This is a genomic window from Ruegeria profundi (assembly GCF_049800715.1).
GTDB lineage: Bacteria > Pseudomonadota > Alphaproteobacteria > Rhodobacterales > Rhodobacteraceae > Ruegeria > Ruegeria profundi_A.
The window spans coordinates 112,849-134,616 of record NZ_JBNAFO010000008.1 but is presented as its reverse complement, the minus strand read 5'-3'; the positions used below and the strand labels follow the sequence as shown (position 1 = coordinate 134,616).

Below are 21,768 nucleotides of genomic sequence, written 5' to 3'. Positions count from 1 at the left end.
TTGGGTAGCGTCGAAAACTTTAGTGCTACCCACGTGATCAATGGGCCGTCGACCTGGCGCGATCTACCATTTGTTTGGTCGTTGCTTCGTTGTCTGCCGATGATCCATTCGCAGAAAGTTCCCCGCTCCGTCGTTTGAAATCTCAAGTTTAAGCGTAACGGAGGCGTGTCTGGCTGGATCGCTTAGTTGCTGGTGGGTCTTGGTTCAGTACATCGTTTCATTGTCGCGACTAAGGCAGCCAGGGTCGTACTAAGGCCTATTCGCGCCGAAACGAAGGAGGTATGGGCTACACCCTGATTGGAAGCCGCTTCTGTCCGTCGCTCGTGGCCTACGTGGCCGGTAGAGCAACATGGTCGAGACCGAGGAGAATGAATGTGCTTTTGAGTGTTTTCCAGGCAATACCGCCCCAAATTACGTCCACGAAGTGTGAAAATCCCCAAACTACATTGAAAACCAAGAGTACCGAAAACATCCGAATTGGCATTTCTTGAGCATTTGCTCGTTTTTGTACACCAAAGCTGATCGCAATTAGCAAAGTGAAAACAACAGCGGTTGTATGCCAGCTGACCCATCGGCCCCAATCTAAGGCAACAACGTAAAGCGGGAGAAAAAGGAATGCCGACGCAATGTAGGCACGCACAAAAATGCGCCCGCCTATTAGGTAGGATCCGATGACCAAAATCGAGACTGCAGTCAACGCATACAAAAGCGCGAACGAAAAGATCTTCGATGAAAACAAAACCCAAAAGGTTGCCGTCATGTATTCGCTCAGGGGAATCTCAAGCGCCTTGATTGCGCCTTCACACATTTCCGCCGAAACACCCGCGTTCAGTATGGGCTGACATACGGCCATATAGTCAGTCAACTCTCCAACTGCGAACGCAATTAGCACGGCGATCAGGCAAGCACTGCCGATAATTCCTAGCAAGGCGACGAAGTCCAACCGCGAGATCACCAGTCTAGATCGAGCCAGCCAAAAGCAGAACGCAAAGAAGGGCGCAAAGAAAAGGTTTCCCTCGTGGCTAATAGTTGCGAACCCGAAGACGACAGCCGAAAAATAGATCAAAAACTTGTTCGGAGTATGTTGACTGGCGGCAAACAGCATCAATGCAAAGGCAAAAAAGGAAATCAATTCCTTCCGCAAACCACCTTGACTGTCCAGTGCCCAAAAACCGATAAAAAAGCCCGGGGACAGGATCAAAAGCCAAAGGGTTGAAGGACTGCATTTTCGCTTAAGCGCAACAGTAGTTAGTCCCACGGTTGCAAGCAGCAAGCCGACCTGCACAACGACAACCAATAGCAGGACATCAATCGACAAACCCTGTGCTACCTTAAGCAGCATCGAGCCCATCATCCCCCGGCGGATAGTGATTTCTATACTGTTGATAAGCCAATCACCCTGTTTCCAGGAATTGCCGCCAAGCAGAAAGTCCTGATAGGCAGTCAAGGCGATGAAGAGTGTGAATCCCCAAATCAAAAGCATCGGAATGGAGTAAATATATCTCTGCAAAGTAATGGCCTGTATCAAAGGTTAGCTACGCCTGAGTAAGGGTAAACAGCATAAGCCAAGCCCAGCGTGTGTAAAAGAGGACTAGGAATCCAACTTACCCTGGGCATTGGGATGGTTGCGCTTATGAAACCCTTCCTTAATCCGACTGCATTTACACGCTTCAAAGATTCAACTTCCGTTTCCGCGTAAAAAAAACAAGACGTCATCTGATGTCGCGTTCTCCGGTTCAAAGGCCGAATACAATGCGCTTTGTCTGAGACAGTTTGCAAGCTCGTCTTGGATTTTAAGTACGATGATGCTGGGACCTTTGCGGTCGATTTGGTTGCAGTACTCATTGTAGTTTTTCGGCAGGTCGTATCCTGCTGGAATCTCTAGATCGCCCCACCAGTTCTTACCAACGATAAAATCGGTATTGGCGGCATGAGGAAAGCCATGGCGCGGTTCGCGCAACCTCCAATGTTCATACATCAGATTCGGCGCCAGAAAATCGCGTGACCCACTGGGCAGTGTCTCTTGAACCTGCGCGATCTGGTTGGACAGCAGGTCGATCTCCTCAGCTGTATTGTCCCGGGATGCAAACCAACGGACATGCTCCAGCGAAATCCGCCATAGTGGCAGCATTGTCAAAAAGACCAGCGCTAACTTTAGAACTTCGCTTCCTGTTCTGGCTTGCAACGGCCCACGCCACAAAAGAGCGGCGAAGAACCCTGTTCCGATAGCAAAAAACGGTACAAACAGTTGTAGGTAGTGTGACCAAAAATGCTTGTAGAGTATCGCTGCCTCGATCAGGCCGGGCAATATTAAGGTTAGCACTAAGATATCTGTCCAAAGACCCTTTGTTTGGTCTGATAGTCGCGTCTTTCGACCTCGGACCAAATGTATAACAGCTGCGATCGCAGTGGAGACCGAAGCCAGTGCGAGGAAGGGAAAAACAGGAAGAACGCGATCGGTGAACCAGCTGTGTTGCTCTTTCAAATTGCTCGTCAATGATTGGAGGATCAGGTCTTGTCGTAGCAACTGCATTCCATCCAAAAAGGCCTGTAAGTTGCCGGCGAGAACGTATGGCATGACGTTCGTCAGCGCTCCGGCCAAACCGACGGCAGCAATCCAGAATGTAGCGACATAAACGGCCTTTAGCAGAGTAAGCCCTGTTGGTATAAGGCGCAAAGTCAACCAGAATGCTGCGCAACAGAGACACAGCAAAAAATAGGGGCGTATCCCTATGGCAAGGCTTGCAAGCAGAGCTGAAAAAGCGAAAAGCCAAATAGACGGGGTTTTTCCAAAGCGGATGGGCGCAACCGCAGCCATAAGCAAGGCTATTGCACCAATTGCCGAGGCGCTTGCCAAGGGATTGATGTGGTAAATCCCGCCGGGAAGGAACGCAAAACCCGCTAAGCTTGCGACTGCTGACGTTTGCGCACACATCGTCGTAACCCGATCCGGCAGATCCAGTCCGGAGACAAGAACCTGCCGAGTGACAAACGCCGTCGCAATCGCGCCACTCAGCATTGCAAAGATGGAAAGGATTTGCCATGCCAGAACGCTGTCGAATGCGGCTGGGATAACGAAGAGGAATTGGTTAACTGGCAGTTTGTCATCAAACTCAACCGTCCAATGAAGGTCGTTTTCGAGAAGACGTTGGCCGAAATACATCATATGGTTGATGTCCCAGCTCCAGCGTGTGTCGGACAGGTTAACTGCGTAATCCAGGAGCACTGATAAAATAACGACGACAAGGCAAAGCCTGAAAAGCAGCATGGCGTTCTCCAATGACCGTTACTATCGCTAGCTAAAACGAAAAAAAAAGCTAGTGGGCATGCACAAAAATACGGACTCGTGGCAATTTCCCATCAAGGTCAGACCTTCAGGCGAGACCTCATTTCTGATTGGCTGACAGCAGTGATTTGGTAGGCGAAACAACTCGAAAGGGCCAACAGAGCTATTTGTCGGCAGCCTTGGTTAGAGCGCAGAGTACATCGCCTTAAACTGTGGGGACTTAAGCGTGTTCAGTCTGTCGCGATTGAACAGAAACCCCAACTTGAGTCCACAACGCTTTTCCGATTAAATCACAGACAATCAAACGATTTCAGAGAGAATTCGATGCCAAAGGATATTGCCCGCTCGGACAGCCCGTTTGGCATTGCGATATTAGTTCTAGTTATAGCTTTCGGGGGTGTGCAGCTTTTTTTTTGGACAGATCGCAGTATTTGGATTGATGAAGTTTCTCAACTTCTAAACTTTCCTTTGGACAACCTTGCGCAAGCCTTTGGCCCCTTGCCGCAGGCGCAACAAGCCGGCCCGCCCGTTTTCAATCTGTTTTTGCATTCGATTTCACACCTATCAATTCAAACGGCTCGATGGATCGTGATCCTGACGACGCTTGGCATCATCACTATTGCTATGGCCTTCGCTTTCGACAGGCGCCCTATTCCAATTGCTGCAGGTCTATTTGTGCTATTGTCGCAGCCATCTTTCCTGATCAATGGCTCGATGTTGAAGTTCTACGCGTTCGATGCGGCTGGTTTCGCCATATTTGCTGCCTGGATCTACTGCAAAAATCGTGACGCACCCTTTGGTTTACGGGACATGGCGGTTTTGTTTGTTGGATTGTTTTTGGGTCTATCTACAATTGTCGCAGGGTGTCTGGTTGTAGCTTTTTTTCTGCTCAAACGTCTGAAACGGAGACAGCTAGAGTGGAAGGAGGTCGCTTTGGCCGCGCTCTTCTGCGGTGTTGCCGTGGCGTATTACTTGCAAATCGGTTACGCGACAAAAATTCAATTAACCGGATTTCCGGACGCCTATGGGGCTCTGGGTTTTGATGCCCTGAAGCGGTTCGATGAAGCCACCATGCTCTTGTTGCAATCACGAGGGGTGTTTATTGTGTTGGTACTTTTGGGAAGTTCTGGCGCCGCACTTTTTATTTGTGGTGACACTCGACGTTCAAAACTTGTCAGTTTGTTGCTGTTCATCGCAACTATCGTTTTGACCTTCTTAGTGTTGGCCGCAATAGGCAAATATCCTGCGGTCAGCTCACGTCATCTTTTTTGGATTTTGGGGGTCGTAGGGGTTCTAGCTGGAGCGGTGGCCGATGCGTTGCTCGTGCCACGCGATGACCCACGCCGCCGACTAGCGCTGGGCTGCTTGGTTTTTCTGGGAATTGCTTTCGCTGCCTCCGGGTTACGGGTGGCGATGAAGTGGCCGCCGCAATTGGTCGAAGGTTCAAGCGAACAGGTGGTCGAGACACTTGCCAATTTGCCGCCCTCGGACGTGCTGTATTATTTTGGAACCTTCCGTTTGATTCCGCTGATGATCGAAAGGGGCGCGCCAATTGCGCAGCACCGGTACGCACCTAGTCTTTCGACCCAAAGTGGTGCGATCGACCCATCTTATTTCGATTCAGAATGGAACGAAATCGATAGCCATCTGTTCTCGGAAAAGGTGGAGAACATCTTGCAAAACGATCCAATCGGCTGGGCAAAGATGTACATTTTGTTGCGCCGAAGAATTGATTTCAGTCCATTGGCAAGGTTCGTTCTGGATTCCAGGCCGTCAGATGGCAGGACTTTTTATATAGCGTCGATACATGCGAGCTGGCCTGGGTTACCGGGACGGGCAACCGCAGGACTGAGGCAGGTATTGGACGAAAGATCATGTTCTTATAAACCAGTTGCGGTTTTTGACACTCTGCTAAGCCCGGGTTATGTGCTCGAAGTCAATTGCCCACCGTCCGACTGAAAGACGGAAGCGCCTTGAACATTACAGCTTCATCTTCTTGAAAATGCTTTCAGGGATGTTGCAGATGATTGTCATGATCAAAAACCAAATTGAGCGGACGTAGATTACATTTCTGCTTTTTTTGACTGCCAACGCTATCTTTTCGGCCACTTCTGCAGGTTGAGCCGTCAGTTTTTTGGGCAGATCGAGATTTTCAGTCATACGTGTCGCAACGAACCCGGGCAAAACTGTGATTACATGCACACCTTTCTTGGCCAGTCGATTGCGCAGTCCTGAAAGGAAGGCAGTGAAGCCGGCTTTGGCCGAGCCATAGAAATAATTTGTGGCGCGGCCACGTTGACCGGCCACCGAACTGATCCCGATAATTACACCTGACCCACGATCTTCGAACCGATTAGCTAGCTCGGACAGAATGCCGACAGGGCCTTCATAGTTTGAACGCATCACAAGGCTGGCGGCTGTCAGGTTACTTTCGCTATCCTCTTGCTCGCCCATATAGCCGATTGCGCAAGCAGCGACCTCTGGAAGTTCTGGCAAACTGTCGAGGAAACCAGCAAATCTGTCGGGGTGCAGCGCGTCGAATTCATGCAGCGTGACTTCTACATTATACCGCGTGGAGATATCGTCGCGATCAGGAGCCAATTTCTGAGCTTCGCGCGCGGCAAGTTGGATGGGGTGTCCTAGGCTGGCGAAATTTTTTGCTACGGCGAGACCAATGTCGGAACGCGCGCCAAGGATGAGTACGGGGCCTTTGCTCATAGTGCAAGCCTTTCGGATTGTGAGGATTGAAAGGCCACCGATGCATTGCTGTTCTGTCGCTGTGCGACAAAAGCGGCCGTACGCGCGTCGCTTTCCATCAATGTTTGGGCTGACATACGGGCGTCCTTGGCAAGATAGAATCTTCCACCGTGCGCTATCGTTATTTGATCAAGGCGTTCCAGCAGGCTGAGGTTCTTGTCGGTGGCGGGGAAATCTAGCGCTAGAGTATAGCCGAGCATTGGAAAAGAAAACGCGCTGATTTGTTCTCCGAAACGCTTAAGAACCGCCAGAAAAGAGCCAGAGCCGGCCTCAGAGATCGTGTCCAGTAAGGCGTTTAAGCCCTCACGGGATGTCTCCAAGGGCAAAACACATTGGAATTGCAGCAAACCTTTGCGACCGTAGACCCGGTTCCAATTCAATATCGCATCTAACGGATAGAAATAGCTATCCCAGTCCACAATGCTGTCACCGGCTTTGCGTAACCCAGAACGGTAGTACAGCGCGTTAAAAGCCTTCACCGCAGGGCCCGACATTGCAAAGCTTGGAAAGTCAAACGGCACCCGTTTCATTCGCCGAGGTCTCATAGCGTAGCGGTCAAGTTTTTGCCGAGCGCTTAACATATCGAGCGAAGCGTGCTCTCCGAGCATTACCAATGATCGACCGCGGTTCGCGCCGCGCTTCAGGCAGTCAATCCAGGCAACCGAGTAAAGACTCTGGTTATTGGCTTCAAATACTTCCATCGCCTCAGCAAGATTGCTCGCGGGGATCATTTTCTGCTGGATCCAGCCTGTCTCGACCCGCTGTAACCGGATCGCGGCCCGAAGTATTATCCCAGTCAGCCCCATGGCCCCTGGTATACTGTTGAAAAGCTCCTGATTTTCGTCGCGCGAGGCACGGTGCACTTGGCCCGAAGCGTCCATCACATCGACCCATTCCAGTGATTTGGCCATTGAACCGTCACGGTGGTGGTTCTTCCCGTGCACGTCGGCGGCGATCATTCCGCCAAGTGTCACGTATTTTGTCCCGGGCGTCACAAGAGGAAACCATCCACGCGGCAAGAAGGACGAGATTACGTCGGCCAGCAGAACGCCGGCTTCTGCCACAAGGATTCCAGTTTCATTGTCAAACGAAATCATGCGGTTGAAGCGCCGCATGTCAATTGTACCGCGCCGGCTGATCGCACTGTCGCCATAGGAGCGTCCGTTGCCCCGTGCGATGACACCCCCGTAACGCAACGCAGAAGCCAGTTCGACATCGGACCGCGGGGCCTTGACTATCGGTGAATAAATGACTGGAAATCGACCCCACCCACTCAGCATCATGTCGCACGTCCCAGCGAAAGGGTTGAATCGGTGAACACGAACCGCCGATCCAGATTGTACTTGACCACATAGCCTATGGTTAGACCAACAATAGCCCCAATCTCGCGAGCCAAATCGGTCCCCCATATCAGCCAGCAAGCGGTTTCAGTACCCCAGAAGATTGCAGTCGTAGCTAACCCCATAATCGTATAGAGCGTGAACTTTTTCCTGTGCTCAACCACTCCGGAGGACAAGTCGTAAAAAATCCAACGTTTGTCCAATAGGTATTTGATGACCAAACCCACGAGGGTTCCAGCACATAGTGCGACAACAAAATGGGTTAGGCTTTCACCCCACATCAAGAAAACCCGTTGCGTAGCAAGGTTCCCGGCGGTCGCGATGATCGCGAATGTTCCATACCGAAGTATCAAACTCCCCAAGGTCATAACAAGGCACCCCAAACAGCACAAAACAGTATGGCGAGAAAACACAACTGGCTGGTTCTGTCTTTCGCGGCAAAGACGACGGGGTCATCATGCATATGCCCGCGGTGGGTGATCATGGTGACACGAGTCAACCAATACAGAAGAATCAAACACACCACCCAAAGCGCAGTAGGAGAGCGATACAATTCCATCACGTTGGGAGAGTTGATGTATAGCGCCATAACCAGAACTGAAACATATCCGGAAGAGATAGCTACCTGGCTGATTAGCGGCAGGTCGTCGACCTGATAGCCGCGTCCTGTGGCTTCCATTGCGCCACGCTTGGCGGTGTCGATTAGTTCGGCCTGGCGTTTTACTGATGCAAGTGAAAGAAAGAAAAACACTGAGAATGCCAAAAGCCACACAGACAGTGGAATCTGAGTAGCATACCCCCCGGCAATGATTCTGGTAGTGTAGAGACCAGCCAACGTAATGATATCGATTACAATGCGGCGCTTTATGTTTAGCGAATAGGCAGTGGTTGCGACGTAATAGAAGGTCATCGCGCCCAGAAAAGCCCAATTGACGCTGGCCGCGATAATAGCGCCTGTGGCAAGCATTCCGAAGGCCATCCAAGTTCCATGCGCGATTGGGATCGCGCCTGATGCAAATGGGCGCTTGCACTTGCGCGGATGTGCGCGATCAGCTGCTAAGTCCAGAAGATCGTTCATGACATACGCACTGGACGCGACCATGGAAAATGAGATGAACGCCAGCAACGACGCCCAAAATGTCCCCCAATCATACTGGTGAGCGGCAAGCATCGGAAGGAAAACAAGAATGTTCTTTAACCACTGATGGGGCCGAATAGCTTTAATATAAGGCTTTAAGGAAGTGACCTGAGTGCTCAAATGGTCAACCTCTGGGCTAAGATCGTCCACGGTACTGCGCAACTTCGTGGGTGCGTTGACGGTGATTGCACGGTTAGCTTGCGACCAAACCGGAATGTCAGCCTGGGCGTCCCCCATATACGCGAAGCCGTCTTCATAGTGGTTTTTCAGAAAGGTGGCCTTCGCCGGGCCTTTGAGGTTTCTCACACCGTCTGACCCATAGACCTCGTCAAAAATACCAAGATGGTCGAAAATGTCCTTGGCTATGGTCTCGTCGCTGGCCGTTACCAGAGCCGTCTGACCGCCTTTTCGCCGCCAATCTTCGACATAGGCGATAACCTCCGGATCATAGGGGAGCGTTTCGACGTCGACAGGACCTGCTTCGGCGAGCTCGTGCTTCAGCCTGGCCTTGCTGTGCGACAATGCGCTAGCCGACTTAAAGAGTGTTTGCCAGTTTTTTCCCAACGCGCTCCAAAAAGTTTCGAAGAGTATGTCGGATCGCAAAAGCGTTCCGTCTAGGTCAACCACCAGAACTGGTTTACGTGCTTCACTCGTCATGCGAACTAACGGCCAAGGCCCCTCAAATGTTTTTTTAGCTAACTAGAGTCTAATTGACTCCGATATGCATATAATACGGCGGATGTATGTCTGGCGAGGAGCTATTTCACAGACAGGTCAAAGGTATGGCTCTATGGCCGCAAAAGGGCATTTCATCACCTAATTTTAAGGCAAACATCGGTTCTGGTTGTTTCGGTTTTGGCGATAGTGACCGCATTGATGGTGAATTTAGAGGCGAGCATTCAGTAAACGCTTGATCCAGGATGTACTTTGAAAAAGAGCGCTATATTCTCTCTGACAGACAACCAACCGACATGGAGTTTAAGCAGTGCGATTTTTGAGTGCAGCCCTTGTTTCTTTGATGGCCTTTTCTTCTTTACCCACTGATGCAAACGGCGAAGTACAGCAAAGGCGCGCCACGGGTGCATACATGAACAGCCTGTACGATCGTATCCCTCCCATGATGAAACTGCTGACCGAGGCAAACGGCGAGCAGTTTTTTGCGGCACAGGGAAGCTATGGCGTTCAGCCGCCTGCAGCGCCAAACTGGGACCAAAACTGGACACGGTTTGGTGTTCCATCCACCGGAGCTGGAAATTCGTGGCCTGCGGTAGATCGGGCAAATGTCACGGATATCTTTATGGTGACGGATAACTTTTCCGGGCCACCTGCTTACACGTCACAAGGCCCTGACCCCGATCCGAGTGTTGGTGGCCCTATTCCCTGGAGAGTTGCGGAAGGGCAGTCTACTGTTTGGGCAGGGATGTTTACTGTTGTCGTCTCCTCTCACGAAGAAAACACGTCTGGTCAGCCGAATTACTGGATCTACGAGGGTTGGTCGGATGGGGGCAAACTGTTTGATGAGGCAACAGGTGCAGGATCGTCGCGCGATTTTGCCGCTTGGCGTGAAAGAACGACGACCCAATTCAACTATACAGGATGGTTCGACAACTTGGTCAAGCGGGTGAGGGAAAACGTTCCTGATGCGGCATCACGTATCAAACTCATTCCTGTCGCGCGTACAATGGTATCCGTGATGGAAAACACGCCTGCGTCAACGCTTTCAGCCGATGACTGGTTCGCAGACGATGCCCCTCATGGGCATGACACTTTGCATCTGCTGGCAGCGATGATCGTGTATTCGACTATCTTTGAAGAAACGGCCCCTAGGCCTGATGTTTCCGGCTTGGACGTCAACGGGGTATTCATGGACAACTATGACGAAATCGCATCTCATGTTTTTGAAGTTGTCACTCCCTACATAGGATCCTGAGGACGATATCGAACGAATCTGACCACATTCCCAACCCCAGTTTGTGGGTTGCTTTACTGTGGGCTGGGTTCTCTGATCGTAGTAAAATGCAGCCTAGTGAATTTGCAGCGTGTACTGGTTCACGTACCAGATCACTAGGGCTGAATGCTGTCTGGTGCCAGTTTTAGAAACGATAGGATGGTTGCCAAAAAACCTTCCTGTCTGCGAACGGCCACTTCGACCGTTGCCTTCAAAAGGTTACTTCAGGTACGGGGTTTAAAAAGGATACATATTGCCCTGCTGAAGGCTAACCCAGTGAACAAAAATATAATGTGCGAATAGCGAAAGTCCGGTGTCGGCGCCAACAAAAACAAACCGAACAAATGTGCAGGAACGGCGAGTAAAAGGGCTATCTCCAGCCCATGGCCAGCTGGTTTGAACAACAAAATGACGAGCAAGGTCATCGCCGCTGCCAGACATAGCCAAGGTTTGTATGGCGGGTAATAGGCCAGCTTGTTGAAGAGCAAAGCCAACTCTTTTTGCAGCGATGTCTGTTCTGAAATAGGTGGTACAATCTGTTGCATTTCTTCGGAATAGTTTGCGGGATCAAATAAGACCGGTTGCCAAAGTGTTTTTCGGAACGCCAACACCCAATCAAATGCAGCGAGGCGGTGACTTAGATAGGCCTTCGGTTCGGTAGTGATGGCATGGCGCCAGGAGGCAAGTATCTCGGATTGTTGTTCCGGGTCCAAAGCACCAAATGTATCGGTCGGGACATGAGTGTCTTGGGATTGATTCAGTGCATTTAATCCGGGTTGATCCCCGTAAAAAACAGATTGCCAATCGCGCGGTGAATAGCTTTCGCTCAGGTTCTGAGGTGTAAGCCCTTCGGTGAGTGGAGTTGGTAATTTAGAGTGCAAACGGGTTCGCCGTTCTCCATCTGGCAGATAGGCGATTGTGCCGCTTACATCAAAAAGGGCTACCGACAACATTGGGTTTTCCGAGCGATCGGCAATTTGGCCATTAATACTCATCGACCCAAGCGCAATGCTCAGGGCCAGCCCGGCGCCCAGGCATATAGAGCCTGTAAACCCAACGACACGGTGCGGACGGATGATGCAGATCGCTAGAAGCGACAACAGAGGTGTCAAGCAGAAGACTGCATTCACACGGGCCAGAAGCGCCACAAACGCGGTCACTAAAACAAGTGCAATCATTGGCCCTTGAGGCAAACGGCCTGAATAAACACCTGCAAGGGCACCGCTCAACACAGTGAGCATGCCCGCCATTAGAATGTCTTTCCAGATTGCTCCGTTGATACCCAGAACTGGCGGGTAAAACATTAACAAAAAAAGCAAGACTGCCCCAAGCCGTGGGGCAAATGGAACCAACGCCGCGTACCAAAACAGCATCAACCCGCCCCACAGCAAGGTGATTTGCAGGATAAGCATGCCGACTGGTCCCGGAAAGAACTGATCCACCACTCCGAAAAGCAAAGTCATGAAAGGCGAGTGCCAATCGCCGATTTCCCCACTACGGGCCTCAAGTAGTTGGACAACTGAGTCCACGCTCAAAAAGCCAGGAAATAAGATCGCCAGGTAAAGAGCCCATCCGAACACAAACAAGGCTACAGAGAAGGTAAATGACGAACGTGTCATGACGCGGCCTCAGTTGGTCAGGAATACGAGGCGTCGGGCGCCAAGATAGTTGACGACAAGCCCCGCTGCCGAACCGACCGAAAGCGCGAATAATGCGTTGACGACTGTTTTTTCGATAAACAGCAAAACCAACAGGTAAGTCATTAAGTTTACAATCGCTCCTAGGATTTGAACCGTAAAGTAGCGCACAATTTGTCGACCAGTCCTGGTACGGTTCGCAGTGCTGAAGGTCCAAACGCGGTTTAGCCACCATGTGGCAAAGACAGCTACCGGGAAAGAGAGTATCCGGGCGACATAGTGAGAAACACCGTTTTCCAGCAACAAAGCAAGCACAGTGGCATCAGTAATGAACCCGATTGTGCCAACGACACAGAACCGAAAGAAACTAGTATAACTTGGCATCCACTAGTCACTCACAGTGGTTTCTGATTGGTACCGAAAGGTAGTGTAGCCGCTTCATTTCACGCCGCCCAAGCGTAACGGTGTCCAGGATCAAGCCAGCAAAGAACGACAGGACGGAAATAACGGCGATGGTTGCGGCCAGAATTGCCGTGGGAAAACGTGGCACAAGCCCGGTTTCGATAAACTCAGCGATAATTGGGTATCCAAGCGCCAACGAAAGTACCAGCAGGGAGGCGGCGATTGCCGAAAAAAAAGGCATCGGGCGCTCTTCCTTTATTAAAGTGAGGATAAGCCGCAAGATGCGGAAGCCGTCTCGAAATGTGCTGAGTTTGCTTTCGGATCCGGGTAACCGGTCGATATAAGCCGTTTCCTCATCCGCGATAGGCATGCGCAACTCCAGTGCGTGCACTGTAAGTTCGGTTTCGATCTCAAAACCTCGTGACAAAGCTGGGAAGCTTTTAACAAATCGGCGCGAAAAAACGCGATACCCAGAGAGCATATCACGGGTGCGGTCTCCGAAAATCCACCGCACCAAACCGGTCAATGCCCAATTGCCGAACCTATGCCCGGGCCGGTAAGCTTCCTCAATATTCGTAACACGACATCCAGTTACCATATCAAGATTCTGTGCTAGCAGCATATTTACCAGACGCGGGGCCGCGGCTGCTTCGTAAGTGTTGTCGCCATCGACCAGCACATAGCAATCGGCATCAACATCGGCGAACATTCGCCTCATGACATGTCCTTTGCCCTGTTGGGTTTCGCTGCGCACCACAGCACCGGCTTCTGTGGCTACCTCAACAGTGCGATCGTTCGAATTGTTATCGTAAACATATACCGTTGCGTTCGGGAGCACGGCTTTGAAATCGCGTACGACAATACCGATTGAAGCTTCTTCGTTGTAGCATGGTACAAGGACGGCAACGCTTGTCAGCGAAGGTTCAGTTTCCGTTGCATTCAGCTTTGGGACATCAATTTGAACCATAACACCAACTATAGCGAACGTTAAAATTTCAGTGATCAGAATAGTCGGCAATTTCTTCTAAGTTAAGAAGATAAAACCAAAAAGGGGGATCTCCTCAGGTTCGAGTAACAAAAAAGTCTCTCTACGCCAATTGTTGCAGTTAAGGAAATATTCGACTGAACGTGCCTTCAGATACCGAAACTTCCCCTTACGTCTACCTCAATTACGGCAGCATGGCTAGTTTCATGGCAGGTTCAACAGTCTGTGCTTCGGCCTTATAGCCCAAAAAGAGGACGCGATGATTCCATGTGACAAGGCATACTTTCCTTGTTTCACCCGTGTAGTTAAGCAATTGTTGGATGTCCAAGAAATGAGGATTTTTTACCAGGAATGAGCAACTCTAATTGCGCCGCCTAGTTTCTGCAGCTTTAGAAAAATGCGCCGTGCGCCGCGCAAAAGTCTCTTCGAAACAGTGGCTTCGCATGAAATCGCGACCTCGGCGAGCAGCTTGGGTCAATACTTCACGGTGCTGATCAAGTTTAGCAATTTGGTCTGCCAACTTTTCTGTATCGCCCAAAGGTGTTAAGAATCCGCTACGGGAATGCGCTACAATTCCCTTAAATGCTTCGTTATCAAAGCCAACTATTGGTAAGCCGCACGACATCACTTCTGAGTAGGTGCTCGACGGGTCACCTTGTGGGTGACAGCTGACGAATAAGTCCGGCGCATTTTTCAGAAGAGGAACCCATTCTGACATGAAATCGACGGGTGGGTGAACCGTTACCCGATCTTCAAGTTTAAGTTTTCGAATCGCGTCAACCAGTTGACCTCGCTCCGGTCCAGATCCGTAGATATCAAATTGAAAGTCGACACATTTTTTTACAAGCTCATGCGCAACGAGGGGAAGATAGCGCGTCCCTTTCATTGGGACAAAACGACCGCCGAACAAAAGACGGAGACGTTCGCCTTTTTTCAATCTTGCCGCCCTTCTTTCCAGGTCCTGGTCGCTCGCCACATCGGCTTTTCTGACGCGATTGTCAAAAAAAAGGAACGCGTCGGGGCGCTCAGGTTTATACGCTTCGAAGACTGGTACACCATTGCACTGCAGTCCGGCCAGCGAGCCAAGCAAGGCTCTGCGTGTTCGCTCCGCGTTCCGAATCCAGATTTTCCTGCGCAACTTAATGAGTGGGTTGACCGGCGATGCATCGATGATCTGAAATTCAGTTTTCAGGGTGTATTCGCACACGTGAATGACCGGAACCCCGAGTTGAAAACACTGCCGCGTCATCGCCCCCTGACTGGGATCAAGAAATCCTACCACAGCCCCTGCGTTTTGAAGGCGAGAGATCAAGGTATCAAGTGTTTTTGGCTGTTCCTCAATCCGGTGTTGCGCATCGCAATCTGCCTGCACCTCAACATGGTCCATATCTGTTGAGGGAGTCTGAGAAACTTCGGCAAGCGTGGTTACGGGGCCATCCCAGTGTTTGGCATATTCAACCGCGCCATCCAGATACTTTTGCGTTAGAACCAATCCGCCGTTGGGTCCTCTATGAGCCTTCAACACCGGTATTAGAATAAGTTCATTAGACAGGCCGCGCTCGATCAAAAAATTTTCCAAAGGATTGTAGAAGTCATGACGGCGTGTAACGTAGCCATGATCCGGAAGTTCGCCAACCTGAAATTCAATGGGCTTATCCAAATATTCTAGTTTTCTTGTGCAGGTATGGCGAACTCGATTGCTCTGACCAAGCACGGATCGAATAACCTTAGCCCACATTCTGAGCGCCACACATGCGAAGCGTGGCAGGTTTGGGTCGCTGTAAACCTTAACTTTCCGCGGGCGGCCAAATGACCCAGAGGTCTTTGTGTTGCCAGCCAACATGAGCCTTCGAAGAGTTACTCAATCTGTTTGAATATCGAACAGATAGATTGCTTAAGGAGGATTCACAGGCCTGCGTACATCAGCCTGTGAAAGTTGGTTCGGCGGCGTCTGAACTTGGGCGCTGTCTAAGGCACGATTTGTTCGTTGCGACCGGAGGATAATCCACATCAGCGCGTTGGACTTAAAACTATCTCTATGATCCTGTCCTGAACAACCGATGGGAGGTCAGGATAAATCGGCAGGCAGACAATGCTATTCGCAACTCTCCGGGCTTCCGGAAGATTCGACGGCTCAGCTGAAGAATGATGTTGAAAAGAAGGTAAATCGGAAACCAAAGGAAAAAAGTAGCGCCGAGGAAAAATCCCTTCCGCCTCCATTGTCGCGCAAAGTTCGTCGCGGGACAGCGGGTAAGTTGTATCAAGAAGTATAGGAAACATGTAATAGTTATACCGCACGTCCGGCGACGGCTGAACCAAATGTACTCCCTGTGTGCCACTAAGCCGAGCAGAATATTTATTTGCAATCATCATCCGTTGATTGATGATTTCATCCACATAAGGCAGTTGCGCCAAGCCAACTGCTGCGTGGAGTTCGCTCATCTTGCCGTTTAAACCAATCTCTGGCACTGAGGTTTCATGTTCTATACCGTGATTGATCAAGCGCTCCACGGCTGCCTTTGACTGTTCGTCGTGCGTGATGACGGCGCCGCCTTCGAAGGTATTGAATACTTTGGTGGCATGAAAGCTAACAACCGAGCAAGTTCCCAGATTTGTTAAACTCTGACCATTCGACTTCACTCCAAATGCGTGTGCAGCGTCATAGATTAGCGGAATACCTCGGCGGTTGGCAATCTCTTCAAGTGCGGCATGGTCGCAGGGATTCCCGAAGCTGTGTACAGGCATAATAGCGGCAGTGTCCGAGGTTAGATGCCTTTCCACTTGTTCCGGATCAAGGTTAAGGCTTACCGGATCAATGTCCGCAAAAACCGGCTCTGCACCCGCAAGTACAATCGAGTTTGCTGTTGCGACAAAAGAAAAAGGAGACGTGATAACCTGGCCTTTTACCTTGAGGCCGCGCAAAGCCGCGATACAGCCACTGGTACAGTTCGAAACAAGACTTAGATGCGCGACACCCAGATAGTCTTGTAGTGCCACTGTGAGTTCTTGCGCCAGTGGACCGCCGTTTGTGAGAACACGAGAGGACCATATCCGTTCAAGGTAGGGCAGGACATCACCTATTTCCGGAAGGCCAGGCCGAGTGACAAAGGTCGGACGACGGTTTTCCAAATCAAGCATTCCTCAAACACAAAAACTGACAGCTTACGGGGTTGGCGATTCTTGTCATATTTATACGCAATTTAGTCACTAGTATGTCGAGAACTTCACCACTCACGCTTCAATCGGCTACACAAATGAAAAATGCTTATAGATTATGAAAGTGCGCGTCTTCCTGTGGATTTCGCGATACATTTTCGGTCTTGTTGACACTCCAAAGTGATGGGTTCGGAGATAACTGCGGCATAGATTGCCATGATTTGGATAACAACGCTATCCTGCTCAACAAAGCTCAAGGAACCGCCCGCTCCGTTTTGTGGATATCCCAAAAAAGCTGGATAAAAACAAAATTCTGTTGAATTGCCAAGCAGAGTGGCCAGAACGGGTACATGTTCTGGCAAGGTTCCATAGCAGTTTGAGAGCGGGCGTTCTGAAACCCAGATTGGGCTGAAGCTTCCGAGCAAGGAAAAACAATTCATCAAATTTCTAAGATGTAACTTTGCTGATGCGGATGCATTCAATCAAGCAAGCTACCGACTAAAGATCTGTCTTGTGCGACGAAATTTTAGGCATCGCTAGATTGGGATATACTTCTATGCGCGGGGGCAAGGATCGATAGTCCCAAAAGTGACTGCATCCCCCGAGGTGAAATGGAAGGACCTTCTGGGTGAACCCGCGATGCACGTGAGTTGCATACCAGTTAGTTGCGTTGTCGAAATCCAGCAACAGCTCGATATTCAATTAAGACCGAAAGTTCGATTAGTGACCCTTCGCCCCACTGAACCAAACTCAGAGTGATAGCAGGGACTTGGATGCCTTGTTTGCTTGAGTCGGAGCAACTGAAGGTCTCCTTAAGCTTGAACAACTATTGCAACTCTTCAATTTTTCGATCTAACCCGAAACCTAGACTTATCTTGGCCTCTGTCAGCAGAACCTCGCAAATCCGATGCAATCGCGCAAATTTTTCGCGGTGAAAGTTGTTCAATACATTTCCCGAATTTTTTCAGAACCAATACGTTTTCCAACGACTACTCGGCGCCTGCTTGAGAACATCTTGAACGCAGCTTAGCATCCTAACCAACAATATGTTTGAACAAATTTGATCATTAAGGGTGGGAATACATGCTGTTTGGGTCAAGGCGCTTTAACGTGTTGCTTGTTTCATTTGTTTTTCTTGTGTCGATAGCGCTATTGTTGCGGCGCCTGATTTACTTGACCAAAGCAGGTGGGGGCGAGTTTCAGCACGCGGATTGGTTGGTGAACTTCTCAAGTGGTATCGTTCGACGGGGCATTTCGGGTGAGTTCTTTCTGAAACTTTCCGAATTGTCGAATGTCAGTCCCTTGGTGTTGGTAAGCCTGGTACAAGCGGCTTTGACAATTCTGATAATTGTTATCCTTTTCTGCAAAGGTCTTTCACTAAAAATGCCGGATGTGGTTGTGATCCTTTTGGTCAGCCCTGCACTCGTATTATTCTGGGTCAACGATACTACGTCTGCGTATCGCAAAGAGCTGATTGGTTTAGCCGCGTTCCTTCCATTGCTATTTGCCAGAAGTAGCGGCTTTATCGGAACTATGACCGCCCTAATTCTCTATGGCGTATCTGTCTTTTTTCATGAAGGAAATTTAGTCTTGGCTCCGGGATTGAGCGTAGCGTTTTATTTGCGTCACGGAAAACAAGCGTCGTTTGGTCCGATTGCATGCCTATGCATAATCTCGCTGACAGCAGCCGTGTTCTCCACAGTTTATGTCAGCGTTCCGGATACCGACGCTATGTGCTCGCGTCTGTTGGCCGCCGGGCTGTCGGACCGGTTGTGCGGCGGGATATTTCCATGGCTTGTAGACGGATTTGGAGGTACGACCTCGGCGGTCAAGATCATAGTGTTGGATCGTGTGAATGTTCCTGTCGTAGTGTTGATGACTATACTGTTAATGTTGCCTTGTTTGTGGGCAGCGACCCGGGTGTTAAGTGGCGGCTTTGAATGGAGTCTGTTTCTGTTGAGTGCTTGCACTCCATTTCTGCTTTATCCGATCGCCACTGACTGGAGCCGTTGGTTGTCGATGCAGGTATTTGTAATGACCTTTTTACTTTTGATCCTTGCAGAGACCCGGGATGGCTTGAAACTTCCAATGCACAAGTTGCCCTATGCTTTGGTTTTGTGTTTTTGCTTATTGATCGGGATCAACCAGATCGCGCCTGAACCAATTGAAGGCTTTGCCTTTAATTTCGTTCATGCCCTGTTGGTTGTTCTGTGATGGGGATTTGCGTTGAAATACGGGTTGCAGCGGTAGTTACTTTTTTGTGGACTTAGCGTTGGACTTCGTGACGGCCTAACGATGTCTACGCAATCTCTGCATTACCGCTGCTCAAGTTGGTCGTGTTGTTAGTTTTGGAACCCAATCATCCCTAAAAGAAAGAGTGGACTGGCTGTTCAGTCAACACGGTTTTGAATCTGGCCGGTTCTAAGGCGCCATCTGACGAACGGTTATGCTCCGTCAATCCTGGTTTCTGGCAACGTTACAATAAGGCTGCCTTTGTCATGCACCGACCAAGATGTGAAGGTCAGACTTGGACTTGTGATGTCATTCCAGAGACTTGAGCTCTGTAGCCTACTATTCGGGCGAGGTCTGTCACTCGTTTGCAGCAATCAAACCCTTGCCTTTTCGAACTCGGCCCATGCGGTTTCAAAGGTTTCAAAATCAAACCCAGATTGGCGTGCAGCATCCAAGACGATACGCTCTGTCACCAGCAGTTTCTGGATCGCCGCTTCCAGTTGCACGATGATATCCTCTGGTATCACCAGTGCTCCGTGACGGTCAGCGTGTACCAAATCACCTGGGCTTATAGTCAGGCCGAACACGGAAACCGGCGTATCAATCTCGCGTATGTGGACGAAGCCATGGCTCGGGCCGACCGAACCGGCGACAACGGGAAATCCTTCGGGTAAGTCACCAAGATCGCGCATCACGCCATTGGTGAGGACCCCCGACATACCGAACCCTTTGTGGACCGATGTGTTGATCTCACCCCAATAGGCGCCGATACAGTCCGGGTAGTCTACATCCTCAATCACGGCCACAGATGGCTCCGGGGCTTCGGCCATATACTTGTAGTAGGCCATGCGTCGCGCCCGGATCACATCTGCTGGCTCGGTTGGCGGGTGAATGGCGGCGATTTTGGCGGTGCGGGCATAGCCGACAATTGCTGGCTCATCGGGAGCAGAGCACTGCATGGTGCCCCGGGTGAACTGATCAAATCCTCGTTTGCCCTGTGCCACCTCGATGGCGTTGCATACGGTGGGCGTGTCGACCTTGCGAAGCAGAGACAGAAGCGATGGGGTCATGAGTCCTCCAGCCAGCGGATCAGGGCCGCCGTGGTTTCTTGTGGTTGTTCCAGTGTGGGCAGGTGCCCTGCGTCTTCAATGATCGTCAGCACGCTGTTTGGCAGAAGATCGTGCATAAGTTGGTGGTGTTCGACAGGGCAAAGACCGTCGGCACGCCCGCACAGAACCAGCGTTTTGCCGGTATAGGCCGACAGGGTCGCGCGTTGGTCGATGCGATCCATCAGCGCTTGCGACTGACGTAGAAAGACGTCCGGCCCCAGATCCGTGGCCATAGCCATGCAAAGATCCAAAATAGCGCCCTGTCGTGGACCGTCCGCCAGATAGTTGGGTTTCATCTCATCGCGCATAACCTGCCGCAAGCGCCCCTCGCGCACGGTGGCCATCTGCGGTGCACGGCGGGCTTTGACCTCGGACGCCTCTGCCAGCGGATTGGTATCCAGCAAAGCCAGCCGTTCCACCCGGGCCGGGGCTTGACGCAGCACTTCCATCGCAACAATTCCGCCCATAGACAGCCCCGCCAAAGCGAAGCGGGGAGGGGCATTTTTCAGAATCTCGGCGGCCATGGCCTCGACGCTGTCTTGCTGGCATAGCGGGAAGCTCATCAACGGCACTCTGTTTGACAGCGCGTCGATCTGCGGACCAAAAAGGCGCGCGTCGCACATCATGCCGGGCAACAAGATCAAAGGCGTCATGACGCAGCCAGCTTTGCCCCTGCCGATAGCGCCGCCAATTTGGCATAGGCGATCTGCGGATCAACCGCTCCGAAGCCCGCAAAGGTACCAAAACCGCAATCGCTGCCTGCAATCACCCGATCCGCCCCAACGATGCCCGAGAACCGGTCGATGCGCTGCGCCACAAGCTCGGGGTGTTCGATGAAGTTCGTGGTCGTGTCGACAACGCCGGGCACCAGTACCTTGTCATCGGGTATCTCATCTTTCCGGTCGCGGAACACAGTCCATTCATGAGCGTGTCGCGGGTTCGAAGTTTCAAACAGCACATAGCGCGATTTGGTCGCCATCAGAGTGGAGAACACCTTCTCCATTGCGATGTCACAGCAATGCGGGCCCTCGTAATTGCCCCAACAGATATGCACGCGCACACGGTCTTGCGGGACGTTCTGCAGAGCATGATTCAGCGCCTCGACATGCATATTGGCGATCTTTACGAACGCGTCGTCCGACAGATCGGTGAACAACATATGGCGCGAAAGGGCCAGATCGGGGCAATCCAGTTGCAGGTCCAGACCGGCGGCCACGATGGTTTCGTATTCTTCTTTCATCGCATCGGCCAGCGCGGCCAGATACGCTTCGCGTGTTGGGTAGTGGTCATTCTGCAGAAACAGCGAAATCACCCCCGGCGACGCCGCGTTCATGAAGCCTCGGTCGATCCCGTGCTGGGACATCGCCGACTTGAGGTTGGCGATGTCCTTTTGCAACTCGCCTTGCCCTTTTGAACGCACCTCGCCTGTACACATGGGTCGCGCATATTTCGGGGTGCCGCCATCATCAGCCAGGCGCTGCAAAAAGCTGGGAAACATCTTCAGATCCGCAGGTGCATTGCGCGGGCTGTCACCGGAAAACCCGGTATAGCGGTCCTTGACGTAGGTGGCGTAGGAAATCTTTGAGGTCTCGCCATCGCTGACGATATCCACCCCGGCTTCGACCTGTTTGCGCACCGTCTCGGAGACCGCTTTGGTCATGCATGCATCAAAACCTGCGGCATCATAGGGCTTGCCGTTTTCACGGGCGAAGATGTAATCCACCACGTCCTGCGAGCGGGGCAGGGATCCAACATGCGTGGTCTTTACGGTCATCGGG

The 21,768-nt window shown here is 51.1% G+C and carries 17 protein-coding genes; 3 read left to right on the top strand and 14 right to left on the bottom strand.

The genetic code is table 11. The annotated features are described in order from the left end of the window. Positions 1 to 328: 328 nt before the first annotated feature. Positions 329 to 1,528: a hypothetical protein gene (locus tag ACP15L_RS14220; RefSeq protein ID WP_425084671.1), complete on the bottom strand. Its 1,200-nt coding sequence runs from the start codon at positions 1,526 to 1,528 to the stop codon at positions 329 to 331. Between the two features lie 150 nt (positions 1,529 to 1,678). Then, positions 1,679 to 3,268, bottom strand: a complete 1,590-nt coding sequence (locus tag ACP15L_RS14215) for a hypothetical protein (RefSeq protein WP_425084670.1) — start codon at positions 3,266 to 3,268, stop codon at positions 1,679 to 1,681. Between the two features lie 342 nt (positions 3,269 to 3,610). On the opposite strand from ACP15L_RS14215, the gene ACP15L_RS14210 reads away from it, so the two are divergent. After that, on the top strand, positions 3,611 to 5,245 hold the full coding sequence (locus ACP15L_RS14210) for a hypothetical protein (RefSeq protein WP_425084669.1): 1,635 nt from the start codon (positions 3,611 to 3,613) through the stop codon (positions 5,243 to 5,245). Positions 5,246 to 5,266: 21 nt separating this feature from the next. Here the strand turns inward: ACP15L_RS14210 and ACP15L_RS14205 are convergent, their stop codons facing one another. From ACP15L_RS14205 to ACP15L_RS14190, 4 genes are read right to left on the bottom strand one after another with little or no spacing between them, the layout of a single operon-like run. Then, positions 5,267 to 6,004, bottom strand: a complete 738-nt coding sequence (locus ACP15L_RS14205; protein ID WP_425084668.1) for an SDR family oxidoreductase — start codon at positions 6,002 to 6,004, stop codon at positions 5,267 to 5,269. Further along, positions 6,001 to 7,326 carry an FAD-binding oxidoreductase gene (locus ACP15L_RS14200; protein ID WP_425084667.1) on the bottom strand — a complete coding sequence of 442 codons (1,326 nt, stop codon included), beginning with the start codon at positions 7,324 to 7,326 and terminating at the stop codon, positions 6,001 to 6,003. The genes ACP15L_RS14205 and ACP15L_RS14200 overlap by 4 nt, the downstream gene beginning before the upstream one ends. Further along, positions 7,323 to 7,751 carry a GtrA family protein gene (locus ACP15L_RS14195; RefSeq protein ID WP_170380976.1) on the bottom strand — a complete coding sequence of 143 codons (429 nt, stop codon included), beginning with the start codon at positions 7,749 to 7,751 and terminating at the stop codon, positions 7,323 to 7,325. The genes ACP15L_RS14200 and ACP15L_RS14195 overlap by 4 nt, the downstream gene beginning before the upstream one ends. Next, entirely contained in the window at positions 7,748 to 9,178 is a 1,431-nt protein-coding gene (locus tag ACP15L_RS14190) for a UbiA family prenyltransferase (RefSeq protein ID WP_425084666.1), read from the bottom strand. The genes ACP15L_RS14195 and ACP15L_RS14190 overlap by 4 nt, the downstream gene beginning before the upstream one ends. 337 nt (positions 9,179 to 9,515) lie before the next feature. On the opposite strand from ACP15L_RS14190, the gene ACP15L_RS14185 reads away from it, so the two are divergent. Beyond that, the gene (locus ACP15L_RS14185) at positions 9,516 to 10,451 is read left to right on the top strand and encodes a hypothetical protein (protein ID WP_425084665.1); all 936 of its coding nucleotides are present in this window, start codon (positions 9,516 to 9,518) and stop codon (positions 10,449 to 10,451) included. A 242-nt stretch (positions 10,452 to 10,693) separates the two neighbouring features. Here the strand turns inward: ACP15L_RS14185 and ACP15L_RS14180 are convergent, their stop codons facing one another. The 5 genes from ACP15L_RS14180 to ACP15L_RS14160 all read right to left on the bottom strand — a co-directional run bounded on the left by ACP15L_RS14180 (position 10,694) and on the right by ACP15L_RS14160 (position 16,631). Beyond that, a complete protein-coding gene (locus ACP15L_RS14180) occupies positions 10,694 to 12,088 on the bottom strand; it encodes a hypothetical protein (protein WP_425084664.1) in 1,395 nt (464 codons plus the stop codon). Between the two features lie 9 nt (positions 12,089 to 12,097). After that, positions 12,098 to 12,490, bottom strand: a complete 393-nt coding sequence (locus ACP15L_RS14175) for a GtrA family protein (RefSeq protein ID WP_425084663.1) — start codon at positions 12,488 to 12,490, stop codon at positions 12,098 to 12,100. 7 nt (positions 12,491 to 12,497) lie between these two features. Then, positions 12,498 to 13,526: a glycosyltransferase family 2 protein gene (locus ACP15L_RS14170; RefSeq protein ID WP_425084662.1), complete on the bottom strand. Its 1,029-nt coding sequence runs from the start codon at positions 13,524 to 13,526 to the stop codon at positions 12,498 to 12,500. Positions 13,527 to 13,854: 328 nt separating this feature from the next. Then, positions 13,855 to 15,153, bottom strand: a complete 1,299-nt coding sequence (locus ACP15L_RS14165; protein WP_425084661.1) for a glycosyltransferase — start codon at positions 15,151 to 15,153, stop codon at positions 13,855 to 13,857. A 350-nt stretch (positions 15,154 to 15,503) separates the two neighbouring features. Then, positions 15,504 to 16,631: a DegT/DnrJ/EryC1/StrS family aminotransferase gene (locus tag ACP15L_RS14160; RefSeq protein ID WP_425084660.1), complete on the bottom strand. Its 1,128-nt coding sequence runs from the start codon at positions 16,629 to 16,631 to the stop codon at positions 15,504 to 15,506. Between the two features lie 1,101 nt (positions 16,632 to 17,732). Here ACP15L_RS14160 and ACP15L_RS14155 point away from each other — a divergent pair. After that, positions 17,733 to 18,863, top strand: a complete 1,131-nt coding sequence (locus tag ACP15L_RS14155) for a hypothetical protein (RefSeq protein ID WP_425084659.1) — start codon at positions 17,733 to 17,735, stop codon at positions 18,861 to 18,863. Positions 18,864 to 19,255: 392 nt separating this feature from the next. On the opposite strand, the gene ACP15L_RS14150 is transcribed toward ACP15L_RS14155, so the two are convergent. Genes ACP15L_RS14150 through ACP15L_RS14140 form a run of 3 tightly spaced genes read right to left on the bottom strand, consistent with a single transcriptional unit; the run spans position 19,256 to position 21,764 of the window. Next, the gene (locus ACP15L_RS14150; protein WP_425084658.1) at positions 19,256 to 19,951 is read right to left on the bottom strand and encodes an RraA family protein; all 696 of its coding nucleotides are present in this window, start codon (positions 19,949 to 19,951) and stop codon (positions 19,256 to 19,258) included. Beyond that, complete coding sequence (locus tag ACP15L_RS14145) at positions 19,948 to 20,643, bottom strand: alpha/beta fold hydrolase (protein WP_425084657.1); 696 nt, start codon at positions 20,641 to 20,643, stop codon at positions 19,948 to 19,950. Before ACP15L_RS14145 ends, ACP15L_RS14150 begins: the two co-directional genes overlap by 4 nt. After that, a complete protein-coding gene (locus ACP15L_RS14140) occupies positions 20,640 to 21,764 on the bottom strand; it encodes a cobalamin-independent methionine synthase II family protein (RefSeq protein ID WP_425084656.1) in 1,125 nt (374 codons plus the stop codon). The genes ACP15L_RS14145 and ACP15L_RS14140 overlap by 4 nt, the downstream gene beginning before the upstream one ends. Positions 21,765 to 21,768: the final 4 nt, after the last annotated feature.

What these genes read in the sequence shown, in the direction of transcription:
- ACP15L_RS14200 (WP_425084667.1), bottom strand. Translation starts at nt 7,326, where the DNA reads ATGATGCTGAGTGGGTGGGGTCGATTTCCAGTCATTTATTCACCGATA.
- ACP15L_RS14175 (WP_425084663.1), bottom strand. Translation starts at nt 12,490, where the DNA reads ATGCCAAGTTATACTAGTTTCTTTCGGTTCTGTGTCGTTGGCACAATC.
- ACP15L_RS14210 (WP_425084669.1), top strand. Translation starts at nt 3,611, where the DNA reads ATGCCAAAGGATATTGCCCGCTCGGACAGCCCGTTTGGCATTGCGATA.
- ACP15L_RS14195 (WP_170380976.1), bottom strand. Translation starts at nt 7,751, where the DNA reads ATGACCTTGGGGAGTTTGATACTTCGGTATGGAACATTCGCGATCATC.
- ACP15L_RS14155 (WP_425084659.1), top strand. Translation starts at nt 17,733, where the DNA reads ATGCTGTTTGGGTCAAGGCGCTTTAACGTGTTGCTTGTTTCATTTGTT.
- ACP15L_RS14180 (WP_425084664.1), bottom strand. Translation starts at nt 12,088, where the DNA reads ATGACACGTTCGTCATTTACCTTCTCTGTAGCCTTGTTTGTGTTCGGA.
- ACP15L_RS14150 (WP_425084658.1), bottom strand. Translation starts at nt 19,951, where the DNA reads ATGACCCCATCGCTTCTGTCTCTGCTTCGCAAGGTCGACACGCCCACC.
- ACP15L_RS14215 (WP_425084670.1), bottom strand. Translation starts at nt 3,268, where the DNA reads ATGCTGCTTTTCAGGCTTTGCCTTGTCGTCGTTATTTTATCAGTGCTC.
- ACP15L_RS14160 (WP_425084660.1), bottom strand. Translation starts at nt 16,631, where the DNA reads ATGCTTGATTTGGAAAACCGTCGTCCGACCTTTGTCACTCGGCCTGGC.
- ACP15L_RS14140 (WP_425084656.1), bottom strand. Translation starts at nt 21,764, where the DNA reads ATGACCGTAAAGACCACGCATGTTGGATCCCTGCCCCGCTCGCAGGAC.
- ACP15L_RS14145 (WP_425084657.1), bottom strand. Translation starts at nt 20,643, where the DNA reads ATGACGCCTTTGATCTTGTTGCCCGGCATGATGTGCGACGCGCGCCTT.
- ACP15L_RS14190 (WP_425084666.1), bottom strand. Translation starts at nt 9,178, where the DNA reads ATGACGAGTGAAGCACGTAAACCAGTTCTGGTGGTTGACCTAGACGGA.
- ACP15L_RS14205 (WP_425084668.1), bottom strand. Translation starts at nt 6,004, where the DNA reads ATGAGCAAAGGCCCCGTACTCATCCTTGGCGCGCGTTCCGACATTGGT.